Source organism: Novosphingobium sp. TH158, from assembly GCF_002855555.1.
In the GTDB taxonomy this organism is placed as follows: Bacteria; Pseudomonadota; Alphaproteobacteria; order Sphingomonadales; family Sphingomonadaceae; genus Novosphingobium.
This window is the reverse complement of sequence record NZ_PKRT01000001.1, coordinates 2,362,804-2,377,259: the sequence shown is the minus strand read 5'-3', so window position 1 is coordinate 2,377,259 and position 14,456 is coordinate 2,362,804. Positions and strand designations below refer to the sequence as shown.

Annotated in this window: 11 protein-coding genes; 6 read left to right on the top strand and 5 right to left on the bottom strand. The window is 66.5% G+C overall.

Annotated features, from left to right (window positions below; all coding sequences use genetic code 11):
* The first annotated feature begins 25 nt into the window (after positions 1–25).
* The gene (locus C0V78_RS11765; protein WP_101797887.1) at positions 26–1,294 is read left to right on the top strand and encodes a cytochrome P450; all 1,269 of its coding nucleotides are present in this window, start codon (positions 26–28) and stop codon (positions 1,292–1,294) included.
* A gap of 19 nt (positions 1,295–1,313) precedes the next feature.
* Positions 1,314–1,637 (top strand): 2Fe-2S iron-sulfur cluster-binding protein, encoded by a 324-nt coding sequence (locus C0V78_RS11760; protein WP_101797886.1) that lies wholly within the window; start codon positions 1,314–1,316, stop codon positions 1,635–1,637.
* Between the two features lie 21 nt (positions 1,638–1,658).
* Here the strand turns inward: C0V78_RS11760 and C0V78_RS11755 are convergent, their stop codons facing one another.
* The 3 genes from C0V78_RS11755 to manD all read right to left on the bottom strand — a co-directional run bounded on the left by C0V78_RS11755 (position 1,659) and on the right by manD (position 4,083).
* Complete coding sequence (locus C0V78_RS11755; protein WP_101798343.1) at positions 1,659–2,273, bottom strand: TetR/AcrR family transcriptional regulator; 615 nt, start codon at positions 2,271–2,273, stop codon at positions 1,659–1,661.
* Between the two features lie 98 nt (positions 2,274–2,371).
* Positions 2,372–2,824 (bottom strand): tRNA (cytidine(34)-2'-O)-methyltransferase, encoded by a 453-nt coding sequence (locus C0V78_RS11750; RefSeq protein ID WP_101797885.1) that lies wholly within the window; start codon positions 2,822–2,824, stop codon positions 2,372–2,374.
* A 50-nt stretch (positions 2,825–2,874) separates the two neighbouring features.
* The gene (gene manD, locus C0V78_RS11745; protein WP_101797884.1) at positions 2,875–4,083 is read right to left on the bottom strand and encodes a mannonate dehydratase; all 1,209 of its coding nucleotides are present in this window, start codon (positions 4,081–4,083) and stop codon (positions 2,875–2,877) included.
* 100 nt (positions 4,084–4,183) lie between these two features.
* Here manD and C0V78_RS11740 point away from each other — a divergent pair, with 100 nt between their 5' ends.
* From C0V78_RS11740 to C0V78_RS11730, 3 genes are read left to right on the top strand one after another with little or no spacing between them, the layout of a single operon-like run.
* Entirely contained in the window at positions 4,184–4,936 is a 753-nt protein-coding gene (locus tag C0V78_RS11740) for a FadR/GntR family transcriptional regulator (protein WP_101797883.1), read from the top strand.
* The gene (gene uxaC, locus C0V78_RS11735) at positions 4,933–6,333 is read left to right on the top strand and encodes a glucuronate isomerase (RefSeq protein ID WP_101797882.1); all 1,401 of its coding nucleotides are present in this window, start codon (positions 4,933–4,935) and stop codon (positions 6,331–6,333) included. Before C0V78_RS11740 ends, uxaC begins: the two co-directional genes overlap by 4 nt.
* Positions 6,330–7,709, top strand: a complete 1,380-nt coding sequence (locus C0V78_RS11730) for a mannitol dehydrogenase family protein (RefSeq protein WP_371514438.1) — start codon at positions 6,330–6,332, stop codon at positions 7,707–7,709. The genes uxaC and C0V78_RS11730 overlap by 4 nt, the downstream gene beginning before the upstream one ends.
* Positions 7,710–7,725: 16 nt before the next feature.
* Here the strand turns inward: C0V78_RS11730 and C0V78_RS11725 are convergent, their stop codons facing one another.
* Complete coding sequence (locus tag C0V78_RS11725; protein ID WP_216822178.1) at positions 7,726–10,254, bottom strand: beta-glucosidase; 2,529 nt, start codon at positions 10,252–10,254, stop codon at positions 7,726–7,728.
* A gap of 111 nt (positions 10,255–10,365) precedes the next feature.
* Positions 10,366–12,237: a selenocysteine-specific translation elongation factor gene (gene selB, locus C0V78_RS11720; RefSeq protein WP_101797881.1), complete on the bottom strand. Its 1,872-nt coding sequence runs from the start codon at positions 12,235–12,237 to the stop codon at positions 10,366–10,368.
* A 75-nt stretch (positions 12,238–12,312) separates the two neighbouring features.
* Between selB and C0V78_RS11715 the strand changes: the two genes are divergently transcribed.
* Positions 12,313–14,406: a molybdopterin-dependent oxidoreductase gene (locus tag C0V78_RS11715; protein WP_101797880.1), complete on the top strand. Its 2,094-nt coding sequence runs from the start codon at positions 12,313–12,315 to the stop codon at positions 14,404–14,406.
* The last annotated feature ends 50 nt before the right edge of the window (positions 14,407–14,456 follow it).

The window sequence follows — 14,456 nt, the reverse complement described above, 5'->3', positions numbered from 1 at the left end:
ATTTCGAGACCCTGCGGAGAGTGACATGACCGACCTGACCAGCGCCGACGTATTCACCGACAATGCCGTGGCGCAGAAGCCGTTCGACTATTTCGAGGCGCTGCGCGCCAAGGGTCCGATCGTGCCGCTGGGCTTCCGCAATGTCGTGGCGGTCACCGGCTATGACGAGGGCGTGGCGATCTACAAGGACGACATCCACTTTTCCGCCATCAACACCGTGACCGGTCCCTACCTGCCGCTGGAATACGATAGTTCGCGCGATATCGACGAACAGATCGAGGAAACCCGCGCCGGCAACCCCTATCTCGGCACGATCATGACCGAGGACGAGGCGAAGCACGCCAAGTCCAAGTCGATCCTCAACGGCATGATCACCCCGGCGCGCCTGAAGGCCAACGAGGCCTTCATGTACCGGCTCGCCGATCGCATCATCGATGAGTTCATCGACAAGGGCACCTTCAATGTGCTCACCGATTTCGGATCGCCCTTTGCACAGTTGACCGTGGCCGACCTGCTGGGCGTGCCGGAAGAAGACCATGAGGCCATCCGCGGCCTTGTTGCTCCGCCCAACCAGCTGCCGGGCAACCTTGGCGGGCACTTCGACATGTCGACCAACCCGCTCGCCCGCATGGGCATGCAGTTCTATGGCTACATCGCCGATCGCCGTGCCAATCCGAGGAACGACGTGCTGACGCTGATGGCGCAGCAGACGTTCGAGGATGGCACCCTGCCGGAAATCGTCGACATCGTCGGGCTGGCGACATTCCTGTTCGGTGCCGGGCAGGACACGACCGTGCAGCTGTTCGCCGCCATGCTCCGCCGCCTTTCGGACGAAGAAGGACTGGCAGACCGCCTGCGCGCCGAGCCGAACAAGATCGGCGATTTCGTCGACGAGAACCTGCGTCTGGAAGGCACGTCCAAGAGCACTTTCCGCTATGTCCGCAAGCCGGTGAACATCGCCGGTTTCGATTTCGAGCCGGGCCAGCACGTGATGATCCATACCCTGGCGATGAACCGCGATCCGCGCCGCTTTGAAAATCCGGCCGCGTTCGACATCGACCGCAAGAACGGGCGCACCCATGTTGCCTTCGGCCGCGGCCTGCATGCCTGTGCCGGTGCGCCGCTGGCGCGCGCCGAGGGCCGCGTCGCGATCGAGCGCCTGCTCGCCCGCATGGAGAATATCCGCATCAGCGACGAGCGGCACGGCCCCAAGGGCGCCCGCCGCTTCGAACACCTGCCCAACTATTCGCTTTACGGCGTGACCGAGCAGTGGATGGATTTCGACCCCGCCTGATCGCGAAAGGACCGTTTCAATGGTGAAGATCACTTTCGTCGAGCATGACGGATCGCAGACCGAGGTCGAGGCAGAACCCGGCCTCTCGCTGATGAAGGCCGCGACCTATGGCAACGTGCCGGGCATTTCAGCGGATTGCGGCGGGAATTGCGCCTGCGGCACCTGCCGCATCTATGTTCCTGCACAATGGCGGCACTGCTTTGCCGAACCGAAAGGCAACGAGCAGGAAATGATCGAATTTTCCGAGGACACGACCGATGGCGTGCGTCTTGCCTGCCAGACCAAGGTGATCGAGGCGATGGAAGGCATGGTGCTGAACCTGCCGGAGAGCCAGCACTACTGAACCGCGAACCCCGGCCCCGCTTCAGGGGGCGATGATCGCCGTCAGCATGCGGTTCAGGATCTTGGCAATCTCGTCCACCGAGATCTTGCCCCGCGGCTGCGCCACCCACCAGGCGAGCGTTTCGGCGATCACCGTCGACGTGCAGACGGTGCCAAGCTCCACCGGCAGCCAGTCGTTCACCGAGGTCTCGTTCTTTGCCACTTCGGTTGCCACGCGGACCCATTCCTCGCGCATGGCGGCGCCCGCGCCGCCGTTCAGCAGGGTGGACCACAAGTCGCGGTGATCGTCGACATAGGCGCACATGGCATGGAAGCCGGCCTGGTAATCGTCCGCCCCGCGGATCGCCATGGCAAGGTCGCTCAACCGCGAGATCTGGTCGCGCGCGATGGTATCGAGCAGCGCTTCCTTGGTCGGGTGATGGCGGAAAAAGGTGGCGTAGTGGACCCCGGCCTCGGCGCAGATATCGCGCACGGTGATCTGGTCGAACGGCTTGCGTTCCAGCAGCGCGAGCAGCGCCTCGCGCAGCGCCAGGCCGGATCGCACAGCACGCGCATCGCGCGACAGGGCCGATGCCGGCGCGGTTGCGGCAGGCTCATCGCTCTTGGGCGCGCGCAGGACTGGCGTCTTTGCTGTCATGGTCTGCATTTGCGCAATGTGTCGCAAAGGGGCAAGGCCAAATCGTGCCAAAGTGGCCTGTCCGGACGGACAGGTTGGGGGCACGGACCATGCGCGATCTAACCCGGCAAGGCACCTGTCTGGCGCAGCGCTTCGCCCAGCGCGAGCGCGGCTGACGAGGCGAGGTTCATCGAGCGGACCTGCGGGCGGATCGGGATGCGCAGGCGCGCATCGCAGACCTCTGCGACCGTGGCGGGAACCCCGGCGCTCTCCTTGCCGAACAGCAGCACGTCATCAGGCCGGAAGGCGAAATCATAGACCGCTTCACTGCCCCGGGTGGTGAACAGCAACAGGCGGCTTTCCCCGATCATCGCGCGGAATTCGGCAAAGCCCGAGTGCCGCGTGACCGAGACGTGATCGATGTAGTCCATCGCCGTGCGGCGCACACGGCGATCGTCCCAGGCAAAGCCCATGGGCTCGATCAGGTCTACAGCAACGCCAAGGCAGGCACCGAGCCGCAGGACGGCTCCGACATTTCCGGCAATCTCGGGCTCGAACAGGGCAACGCGCATGGCGGCTGATTGGCCGCGCGGCGCGCCTCATGCAAGCCCGGATCGTTCGTTCACCAGCTCCACATTGTCCCGTCTTCCAGCCGGGCGACCGGCAGGTAGGCGGGCTTGTAGGGATACTTCGCAGCCAGCTTCTCGTCGATGTCGACACCGTGGCCGGGGTTCTCGCCGCAGAACAGCTCGCCCGCCTCGAAGTGATAGTCATGCGGGAACACCGCGTCGGTTTCCTCGGTGTGGCGCATGTATTCCTGGATGCCGAAATTGGGCACCCAGGTATCGAAGTGCAGCGCGCAGCCCATGGTGACGGGCGAAAGGTCGGTCGCGCCGTGGCAGCCGGTGCGGATCTGGTACATGGCCGCAAGATCGGCAATCCGGCGAAGGTGCGTGATGCCGCCCGCGCCCACGACCGTGCAGCGGATATAGTCGATCAGCTGGTTCTGGATCAGGTCCTTGGCATCCCAGATGGTGTTGAAGATTTCGCCCACCGCCAGCGGCGTAACCGTGTGCTGGCGCACCAGCTTGAACGCTTCCTGGTTTTCCGCAGGCGTGCAGTCTTCCAGCCAGAACAGCTGGTAGGGCTCAAGCATCTTGCCCAGGTTCGCCGCTTCCTGCGGGGTATAGCGGTGATGGCCATCGTGCAGCAGGTGGTGATCGAAGCCATAGGTTTCGCGCAGCTTCTCGAACAGCTTGGGCACATAGTTCAGCGCCTTGCGCGTATCCCAGCCGGTCACCGAGGGCAGGCTGGCGTCGGCAGGTTCGTAGTAAAGCTTGCCGCGCCCGACACCGTAGGCATCCTTGATGCCCGGAACACCGGTCTGCGCGCGGATCGCCTTGTAGCCCATGTCGATATAGTGGCCCACGGCATCGACCGTCTCGGCAATGTCAGAGCCATTGGCGTGGCCATAGACCATCACGCCATCGCGGCTGCGCCCGCCGAGCAGCTGGTAGAGCGGCATCCCCGCCATCTTGGCCTTGATGTCCCACAGCGCCATGTCCACCGCGGCGATGGCGCGCATCGTCACCGGGCCGCGCCGCCAGTAGGCACCCTTGTAAAGGTACTGCCAGATATCCTCGATCCGGCGGGGGTCCATGCCGATCAGGCAGGGCACCACGTGATCCTGCAGGTAGGACACCACCGAAAGCTCGCGCCCGTTCAACGTGCCGTCGCCGATGCCATAGACGCCCTGGTCGGTCTCGATCTTGAGCGTGACGAAGTTGCGGCCCGGGCAAGTGACGATGACGCGGGCGGAAGTGATTTTCATGGGCTGTGCCTGTTCAGGAAATTGTTTGTCGGTTACAGCCTCGTCTTGACCAGATCAGTCTGGCCCGTCAAGGGAATTGGTAAGGCCAAAGGAACAGCCTATGAGCGACAAGCCGGGACATGACCGTCTCTATCAGGAACTCGCACGCGTGCTGCTGGAGGAAATCGCCTCGGGCAAATGGCCCGTGGGCAGCCGCCTGCCGGCCGAACGCGAACTGGCCGCGATCCACAACGTCAGCCGCCCCACGGTGCGCGAGGCGATCATTGCGCTGGAAGTGCAGGGGCTGGTGGAAGTGCGGATCGGATCGGGCGCCTACGTCGTCCGGCTCCCCGGCAAGGACAACCTGCCCGGCTTCAACATCACCGCCTTCGAACTGACCGAGGCGCGCCTGCTGTTTGAAAGCGAGGCCGCAGCGCTCGCCGCCACGCAGATCGCCGACGAGGAACTGGAAGCGATCGCCGCTCTGGTCGAGGAAATCGCGCGCGAAAACAACGATCCCGCCGGCACCGACCGGGCCGACCGCGCCTTCCACCTGGCCATTGCCCGCGCCACCCGCAATTCGGCAATCTACAACGCGGTCGAGCACTTGTGGGACCTGCGCCAGGCCTCGCCCGAAGCGGCCTTGCTCCATGCCAAGGCGCGTACCGCCAACGTCAAGCCGGTGGTCGAGGAGCACTCGGCCATCCTCACCGCGCTGCGTCAGCATGACCCGGCCGGGGCGCGTGCCGCCATGCGCCACCATCTCACCCAGGTGATCGACAGCCTGCTGTTCACCACCGAAGAACGCCAGATCGAAGAAGCACGCAAGGCCGCCCAGGCCAAGCGGGAAAGATATTCCAGAGCCACTGCATGAGCCGACCGCTGCACCTCCATCCCGACCGCCTGTTCCCCGCCGATCCCGCCACGCGCGATCTGGCCCGCGCGCTCTATGCCGAGGTGGCCGGGCTGCCGATCGTCAGCCCGCACGGGCATACCGATCCGCAATGGTGGGCAAGCGATGCCACTTTCGGCAATGCCACCGAACTACTGCTGGTGCCCGATCACTACGTGTTCCGCATGCTCTATTCGCAGGGCGTGGCCATGGAGGATCTTGGGGTCTGCAACCCGGAAGCCGATCCGCGCGCGGCCTGGCGACTGTTCGCCCGGAACTACCACCTGTTCCGCGGCACGCCTTCGCGGATGTGGCTGGACTGGGTCTTTGCCGAGGCTTTCGGCATCGAGGTGCGGCTCGAGGCGGAAACCGCCGACCTCTATTTCGACACGATCACCGACAGCCTTGCCAGCGATGCATTCCGCCCGCGCGCGCTGTTCGAACGCTTCAACATCGAAGTGATCGCGACAACCGAAAGCCCGCTCGACACGCTGGAACACCATGCGGCGATCCGCAGAAGCGGCTGGCAGGGCAAGGTCATCACCGCCTACCGCCCCGATCCAGTCATCGACCCCGAGTTCGAAGGGTTTCGTGACAACCTGCACCGCCTGTCCGAAATGACCGGCGAGGACTGCCTTTCGTGGTCGGGCTATCTGGCCGCGCATCGCCAGCGCCGCGCCTTCTTCGCCGCGATGGGGGCGACCAGCACCGATCACGGCCATCCCACGGCGCAGACCGCCGATCTTGACGCGCTGGCCGCCGAGGCGCTGTTCCGCAAGGTCAGCGCGGGTGACTTTACCGCCGCAGAGGCTGAGCTTTTCCGCGCCCAGATGCTGACCGAGATGGCCGCGATGAGCGTGGACGATGGCCTGGTCATGCAGATCCACCCGGGCGCCTTCCGCAACCACAACGCGCGGGTGTTTGCGCGCTTCGGCCGCGACAAGGGCGCCGATCTTCCCAGCCGCACCGAATATGTCCAGGCGCTCAAGCCGCTGCTTGACCGCTTCGGCAACGATCCGCGCCTGTCGATCATCCTCTTCACGCTGGATGAGAGCACCTATGCGCGCGAACTGGCGCCCCTGGCCGGGCACTATCCCTGCCTCAAGCTGGGGCCGGCCTGGTGGTTCCACGACAGCCCCGAAGGCATGCGCCGGTTCCGCCGCGCGACGACCGAGACGGCCGGGTTCTACAACACCGTCGGCTTCAACGACGATACCCGCGCCTTCCTCTCGATCCCGGCCCGGCACGACGTTGCCCGCCGGATCGACTGCGGCTTCCTTGCCGAACTGGTGATGGAACACCGCATCGAGGATTGGGAAGCTGCCGAACTGGCCCGCGACCTGACCTACAACCTGGTCAAGCAGGCCTACCGCCTGTGACCGACCTGCGACTCGATCCGTTCACGCTGGCCACCTTCGCGCCCGCCGATGCCGAAACCTGCGGCTATGACCGCGCGGCGCAGGCCGTTGGCATCGTCCATTTCGGAATCGGCGCGTTCCACCGGGCGCATCAGGCCTGGTACACCGACCGCGCGATGGCGGCCGGTGACCGCGACTGGTCGATCATCGGCGTATCGCTGCGCTCTGCCGAAGTGGCGCACCAGATGAACCCGCAGGAAGGGCTCTACACCGTCACCGAGCGTTCGGGCGAAGGAGCGCACACCCGCGTGGTCGGCGCGGTCAGGCAGGTGCTGGTCGCCCCCTACGAACCGGAGGAGGTTGTGGCCGCGCTCGCCGCGCCCGGCACCCGTATCGCCAGCTTCACGATCACCGAAAAGGGCTATTGCCGTGCTGCCGACGGCAGCCTCGATCCCGCGCTGGCGGGCGAGGACAGCGTCTATCGCTTCCTGGCCGATGGCCTGCGCCGCCGCCGCGATGCGGGCCTTGGCGGACTGACGCTGATGAGCTGCGACAACCTGGCGGACAATGGCCGGCAACTGGCCCGCCTGATGGGCCAATACCTGCAGGCGCGCGACCCCGCCCTGCTGCCATGGTTCGAGGCGGAATGTTCCTGCCCCTCCACCATGGTCGATCGCATCGTGCCCGCGACCACCGCCGATGACCGCGAACAGGTGGCCGAAGCGCTCGATGGCCTGCGCGACGAAGCCGCCGTGATGACCGAGCCGTTCAGCCAGTGGGTGATCGAGGATCGCTTCGTGGCCGGCAGGCCCCGCTGGGAATCGGTCGGTGCCGAACTGGTCAGCGACGTGCGCCCTTACGAAACAGCAAAGCTGCGGATGCTGAATGGCGCCCATTCGATGCTCGCCTATGTCGGGCTGGCGCATGGCCACACCTACGTCCACGAGGCCGTGGCCGACCCGCAGATCGGCAAGCTGGCCGAAGCGCTTATGCGTGAGGAGGCCGCACCCACGATTGTCGCCGCCCCCGGACAGGACCTTGGCGCCTATGCCAATGCCCTGCTGGCGCGCTTTGCCAATCCGGCACTCAACCACCGGCTGATCCAGATCGCCATGGACGGCAGCCAGAAGATCCCGCAGCGCTGGCTGGAAACGCTGGCGGCGAACCAGCAGCAGGGGCGCGAGTGCCCGGCGATCCTGGCCGGGATCGCGGCATGGATCCGCCACCTGCGCGGCGCCAACGGGCCAGTGGACGATCCGCTTGCGGCGCGACTGGCCGAGGCAGCAGCCGGGCCGGATGCGGTCGACGCGCTGTTCGGGCCGGCGGGCGTGCTGGCATCGGCATGGCAGCCCGACGCGCCGGCGCGAAGCCGCATCGCCGGGCACCTTGCCGCCTAGGCTGCGACCGGCCCGATCAGCGGCGGATCACCCCCGCCCTCACCAGGTCACGCGGCGAGGACGAACGGCCCAGCCAGACGGTGTAGGTGCCGTTCGGCATCACCCACTTGTTTTCCTTCTCGCTCCATACGCTGAGCGGGTGGTTGCTGGCATCGGGATCGATGGCAATGACCGCTTCGCCCGAGGCGCCCGGTTCGAGCATCAGGCGCTGGAAGCCGACCAGCCGGCGCGGCGGTTGCTTTGCGCCAAGGGCATTGGCGCTGGCGGGCAACGTCACATAGACTTGCACGACTTCCGCCCCGGCCCGCTTGCCGGTGTTCTTCACCTTGACGCTGGCCTGCCAGCCCTTGCCCGCGGCGGCGAGCTGCGGCTTGCCCATGGCAAAGCGGGTGTAGGACAGGCCGTGACCGAACGGGAAGGCCACGCAGGGGTTGCGACCCGCGCGCTCTGCACAGCCGCCGCCTGCATTGCTGTCATACCAGCGATAACCGATGGCAAGGTCCTCGCTATAGGTCACCGCCTGCTTCTTGTCCGGGCCGATCACGCCGGGGAACTGCGCGGCCGAAACCGAATCGAGGAACCCCCTGCCCTCGAAAGGCACGGTCACCGGCAACTTGCCCGAGGGATTGACCCGGCCGAACAGCACGTCGGCAACGATGTTGCCGTCTTCCTGGCCGGGGAACCAGGTTTCCAGAATGGCCGGGGCCTTGGTCCCCACCAGCGAGCGCGGCAGGGCCACCCCGGCGTTGTCCTTGAGCACCAGCACCGACTTGGCCGCCATGGATCGTCCGCTGGTTGAGCGCACAGCCATGATCGCGTCGATCATCGCCACGGTGCGGCTGTCCTTCGCCGGGTTCGGGCCCTTGGCCGTGGCAATGATGTTGCCGCGATGGGCGTACCAGTCCAGCCCGCTGCCGCGACTGGCCGGTTCGGCCAGCTGCTTGCCATTGGCGTCGGTAAAGGTTGCCCGGTCAGCGCCTTCCTCGGACACGGTGCCGGCCATCATCACGACGGCATCCGCCGATCCGGCCCTTGCGAGGACATCGGCAAAGGCGGCCGCCTTGCCGTCAATGGTGGCGTTGCGGTTGTCATCGTCGACAAGGATCAGTTCGACCTGGGCCGCGCCGTTGCCGAGTTCGGCCAGCGCCTTGCGCAGGCCTTCCACCGGGGTGACCGTATAGGTCGGGACCACGTCGGAACTGCCGCCGCCCGCTCCCATCGGCTCGCCCACCACGGCGCCGCCGGCGACAGCCTGCTGGGCATAGACGCGGCTCGCCTTGCCGATCAGCACCAGCTTTTTCAGGTCATGGCGCAGCGGCAGTGCGCCATTGTTCTGCAACAGCACCGCCGATCGCGTGCCGATCTCGCGCGCGGCCTTGCCACCGGCCGCGAAATCGATCGGCGTCTGCACCAGCTTGCGATCGAAGATGCCCGCCTTGAAGGTCTGCGTGTAGCGGCGCTCCAGCGCCTGGTCGATCTGCGCCACCGTTAGCTCGCCCTTGTCGAGCGCAGCCTGCAGCTTTGCGGGGGACCACTGCACCGGCATCGGCATCTCGTGATCCATGCCATTGGTCATGGTCGCAACCGTGCTCTTCATCGCGAAGAAATCCGACTGGACGTAGCCGGTGAAACCCCAGTCCTTGCGCAGCACGTCGGTCAGCAGTTCCTTGCTTTCGCATGAGGACTGGCCGTTGACGTAGTTGTAGGCGCACATCACCGAGGCCGCCTTGCCATCCTTGATCGCCATCTCGAACGGCAACAGGTACAGTTCGCGCAGCGCCTGCCGCCCGACCGTTTCCTGGATCGTCATGCGGTTGGTTTCCTGCTCGTTGGCAACATAATGCTTGAGCATGGCGATCAGCCCCTTGGACTGCACCGCCTGCGTCTCCGCCGTCGCCATGACGCCGCTGAGGTAGGGATCCTCGCCGAAATATTCGAAATTGCGCCCCAGGATCGGCAGGCGGGCAAGGTTCACGCCCGGCGCCTCGAAAACGTGCAGCGCCAGATTGTTCATTTCCGTCGCAATGACATCCCCGAACCGCGCCGCCACCGCCGGATCGAACGAGGCGGCCACGCCGATGGCCGAAGGCAGGGCCGTCGCCTTGGCGGAACTGGGGTCGGTATAGGCGGGCGCCATGGCCGCCGGGTTGGCAGCCAGCTTGGTGGCGATGCTGGCATCGACGCAATCGTTCTGGCCCACGCCCACCGGCCCGTTGGTGATGCGGAACGTGGGGATGTTCAGGCTGGCGATCCCCGTGACGTGCCGCGCACCCAGGCAGTGGGGCAATTCGGGCAGGATTTCGGGCCTGGCGCCGGTCAGTTGCTGGAACTTCTGCGGCAGGGTCATCGCCGCGATCAGCAGCTTGGCCCGGCGGTTGGCCACTGCCTCGCGCGCGGCATCGTCTGCCGCCTTCGACTGTTCGGCGATGATCTCCGGGCTCATCCACGGATTGGGAGCTGCTGCCTGGGCAAGGACCGTGTGCGGCGCGCAGGCCAGGGCAATGGCGCTCACCGCAAGACGAAGCGCACCAACCGAACGAGGCATCGTAACTCCCTTTTTGCTTGTCAGGCGCACTCGCGCCGCCGCGCGCGGCCTTACCGCAAGGTGCCGCAAATGGCCAGACCAATTAGCCTGCCAACACTGACCAATCGCCGGTCACTCGCGCAATAGGCGGGCATCTCCCACGCGCCGGGTAACGCCGGTTGCGTCGAGGAATTCGAGCAGGCGGATCACCATGTTGCGACCGATTCCCGTGGCATCGCGGAACTGCGCGGCGGTGAAGCCTTCCGGATGGGCTTCGGCAAGGCTTGCTGCCGCCGCGCCGATTGCAGAAACGTGGCTTTCGAGGATGAACCTGTCGCCGGGAAAAGCCCGGCAATCGCCAGCCACCTGGCGGCGATAGAGCATGGCGCGGGTGCTGGCCTCGCTCGCGCCCAGTTCCCTTGCCGCATCAGCCAGGCTGAAGGCGCGCGGCGGGGCATCTTCGTAAGCGGCGACCAGACGGTTCCACAGCACCACCTCACCCGGCGCAAACGACGGCGCATGGCCGGGCAATCGCAGCAGGGGCCCGGCCTGTTCGATCCTGCCTTCGTCGAGCAGGCGGCGCAGCAGTGTCGCAAACGGTCTGGCAGACAGGGCATTGCCCGCCGCCGCCCTGAGGTCGCGCGCAGTCATCCCGCCCGAGGCACTGTCCTGCGCGTGATGTGCCGCAAGGGCCGCGACCACGGCATCGGCCAGGCTGTGCAGGCGCTCGGAACGCATGAACACCGCCGCCTTGCGGCCGACGCGTTCCCCTCCGGCTGCAAAGGCAAGGGTTTCGGCCCGATCGAGCGGCAGGTGCCAGGCGCGGGCGAAACGCGACAGGTCGAGTTCATGGCCCGGAATGTCGAGCAGCGCCGAGAGCGCCCCGGTGGGCTCCGGTTCCGCCATGGCACTGGCGAGGGCCGCGCGCCCGGTCCGCCAGGCCCGCCCCCGGCCGGGTTCGGGATCGAGAACGCGCCCCCCGCCCAGCACGTCGCGCGCCGAAGCATCGCGCAGCACGAAGCGATCGCCGGTCACGGCATGGACCGGCCCGTCGCAATGCAGCGTCGCGAGCCCCTGTGCGCCTGCCGTACCAAGCAACACCCGCGCGCCGATATCGGCGGTGCCGATGTGCAGGTGCACTTGTCCGCCGTGCTTGATCCTGTCCTGCCGCCCTTCCAGCAGGTCGATCCGCACCTCGATCCGGTCGGTGCAGGTGCCAAGCCCCGGCTCGACCAGCCAGGTGCCGCGCCCAAGGCTGGACATGTCGACGCCCGGAAGGTTGATCGCGCAGCGCTGGCCTGCGCCTGCCCGCTCAACGGCCAGGCCGCCGCTCTGAATGCCCCGCACCCGCGCAGGACTGCCCGACGGCGCGATCACCACGGCATCTTCGCGGGCAATGCTGCCGGAAAGCACCGTTCCCGCCGCAACCGTGCCGGCACCGGGAACGGTGAACACCCGGTCCACCGCCATGCGAAATGCACGCGCGCCTTCGCCTTCGTCGGTGCCAGCGGCGGCGTGCCGAAGCGCGGCGGAAAGGCCGTCGAGGCCCGCGCCGCTGACAGTCGAGACGGCGTGGATCGGGCTGCCTGCAAGCCCCGTTCCTGCCAGCAGATCCGCCACCTCATCGCGCACGGCATCCAGCCGCGCAGGTGCCACAAGGTCAGCCTTCGTGATCGCAACGATCCCGCGCGAAATACCCAGCAAGTCCAGCACTTCAAGGTGTTCGACCGTCTGCGGCATAACGCCATCATCCGCCGCAACCACCAGCAGGGCGAACTCCACGCCGCACAGCCCGGCGATCATGTTGCGAAGGTAGCGTTCGTGCCCGGGAACATCGACGAAACCGATAGTCACGCCATCGCCCAGGGGCCAATAGGCAAAGCCAAGGTCGATGGTGATGCCGCGCCGCTGTTCCTCGGGCAGGCGATCGGTCTCGGCGCCGGTCAGTGCGCGGACCAGCGCGGTCTTGCCGTGGTCGATGTGGCCGGACGTGGCAATCAGCATGACCGGCCTTGTGGCAACCGGCTGACCTGCGCGCAAGTTTGACCCCGCCTGGCAGGGCGCTATTGTCGGCAGGAAATGACCTCATCCCCCGAACAGATCCGCGGAGCCTGCGGCCACGATTGCCCCGATACCTGCGCATGGGTGGTAACGGTCGAGCAGGGACGCGCGACAGCGCTCGCCGGGGACAGGAACCACCCTTTCACCCGGGGTACGCTTTGCGCCAAGGTCAATCACTACCTTGACCGGGTCTATCACCCCGATCGCGTGCTCCATCCGCTGCGGCGAACCGGGCCCAAGGGATCGGGCCAGTTCGAGCGGGTGAGCTGGGACGAGGCCCTGGCCGATATTGCCGGACGCTGGCAGGCAATCATTGCCGAATACGGGGCCGAGGCGATCCTGCCCTACAGCTCTGCCGGGATGCAGGGGCTAGTGCAGCAGGCCTCGCTGGACATGCGGCTGTTCGGCGCGCTGGGTGCCAGCCGGCTGGACCGGAACATCTGCGGCGCAGTCGCCTCGGCAGGCATGAAGGCAACGTTGGGGGTCGGCTCGGGCATCGATCCTGAAGAGGTCGCCCATGCCCGGCTGATCGTGCTGTGGGGAACCAATACGGTCATCACCAACCTGCATTACTGGCCGCTGGTGAAGGCCGCACAGAAAAACGGCGCAACGCTGGTGGTGATCGATCCGGTACGCACCCGCACGGCCGAGGAGGCGGACTGGCATATCCAGCTGCTGCCCGGTAGCGATGCCGCGCTGGCCATGGCGGTGATGCACGTCATGCACCGCGATGGGCTGGTGGACGAAGACTATGTCCGCGCCCATGCCCTTGGCTACGACCAGCTTGTCGAGCGGCTGGCCGATCATTCGCCGCAGGCCATGGCACCGATTATCGGCCTGCCTGCGGAAGAGATCGAACGCTTCGCCCGGCTCTATGCCACCACCCACCCCAGCCTGCTGCGCCCGCTGATCGGGATCGAACATCACATCAACGGCGCCATGCAGTTCCGCGCCGTTTCCTGCCTGCCGGTGCTTAGCGGCGCCTTCCGTCACCGTGGTGGCGGCATTGCCCGGTCAACCCACGCCCTGCACTTCGCCGCGCTAGACATGGCGGCGGTCGAGCGGCCCGACCTGTGGCAACCGGCACGCACGCTGAACATGCGCGATCTGGGCAGGGACCTGTGCGATCCGGCGCTGGCCCCGCCGGTCAAGGCGCTGATGGTCTATGGCGCCAATCCCATGGTTTCCATCCCCAACCAGGCCCTGATCGCAAAGGGCCTGGCGCGGGAGGACCTGTTCACCGTGGTGCACGACATGGTGATGACCGACACGGCCCGGTTCGCCGACTACGTGCTGCCAGCCACCAGCCAGATCGAGCACCTCGATCTCGCGCCGGCCTGGGGCCATCTCTACCTCGCGCTCAACCGCCCGGCGATCTCGCCCCCAGGCGAGGCGCTGTGCAACACCGAACTGTTCCGGCGGCTGGCAACGGCCTTGGGGCGCGAGGAGCCATGGCTGCATGAAAGCGACGAGGCCATGATCCGCGCCGCGCTGGCCAGCGGGCATCCCTGGCTGCAAGGCATCACGTTCGAGCAGCTGTGGGAGGAAGGCCACGCGCGCCTCGCCGCACCGGAAGACTGGCGCCCCTTTGCCGATGGCCAATTCCCGACACCCTCGGGCAAGGCCGAACTGTGGTCCGAAACGCTAGCCGCCATGGGGCAGGATCCCCTGCCCGGCCTCGGCGCCATCCGGCGCGAAGCCGGCCTGCAACTGATCACCGGCAAGCAGCTTGCCGTGCTCAATTCGGGTTATGGCCACATCGATCGGCACCGCAAGCGCGCCGGAACCCTGTTCGTGGAAGTCGATCCGGCCGACGCGGCGGCGCGCGGACTGGCCGAGGGCATGAAGGTGCGCGTGCACAACCGGCTGGGCGAGGTCCACGCCCTGTGCCGCATCAGCCAGCGCCTGCGCCCCGGACTTGCCTGGATGCCCTTCGGCCACCTTGAGGATGCCAGCGGCCTGCGGCGCGGCGTCAATGTCCTTACCGACGAAGCCGAGACGGACTGGGGCGGCGGATCGGGCCTGTACGATGCCTTTGTTGAGATCGAGGCCGTTGACGCCGCGCACTCCCCTGCCGGCGCTGCAAGGGAAATGGCACCGGGCGCTGCCTGATCGGCCATCGGTTGCCATGCTGCGGCAAGTCGATGCTACCGACGCATGAC

Excerpts from the sequence above, each read along its gene's own strand:
- manD (WP_101797884.1), bottom strand. The coding sequence starts at position 4,083 with ATGAAAATCACTTCCGCCCGCGTCATCGTCACTTGCCCGGGCCGCAAC.
- C0V78_RS11715 (WP_101797880.1), top strand. The coding sequence starts at position 12,313 with ATGACCTCATCCCCCGAACAGATCCGCGGAGCCTGCGGCCACGATTGC.
- C0V78_RS11740 (WP_101797883.1), top strand. The coding sequence starts at position 4,184 with ATGAGCGACAAGCCGGGACATGACCGTCTCTATCAGGAACTCGCACGC.
- selB (WP_101797881.1), bottom strand. The coding sequence starts at position 12,237 with ATGCTGATTGCCACGTCCGGCCACATCGACCACGGCAAGACCGCGCTG.
- C0V78_RS11760 (WP_101797886.1), top strand. The coding sequence starts at position 1,314 with ATGGTGAAGATCACTTTCGTCGAGCATGACGGATCGCAGACCGAGGTC.
- C0V78_RS11750 (WP_101797885.1), bottom strand. The coding sequence starts at position 2,824 with ATGCGCGTTGCCCTGTTCGAGCCCGAGATTGCCGGAAATGTCGGAGCC.
- C0V78_RS11755 (WP_101798343.1), bottom strand. The coding sequence starts at position 2,273 with ATGACAGCAAAGACGCCAGTCCTGCGCGCGCCCAAGAGCGATGAGCCT.
- uxaC (WP_101797882.1), top strand. The coding sequence starts at position 4,933 with ATGAGCCGACCGCTGCACCTCCATCCCGACCGCCTGTTCCCCGCCGAT.
- C0V78_RS11765 (WP_101797887.1), top strand. The coding sequence starts at position 26 with ATGACCGACCTGACCAGCGCCGACGTATTCACCGACAATGCCGTGGCG.
- C0V78_RS11725 (WP_216822178.1), bottom strand. The coding sequence starts at position 10,254 with ATGCCTCGTTCGGTTGGTGCGCTTCGTCTTGCGGTGAGCGCCATTGCC.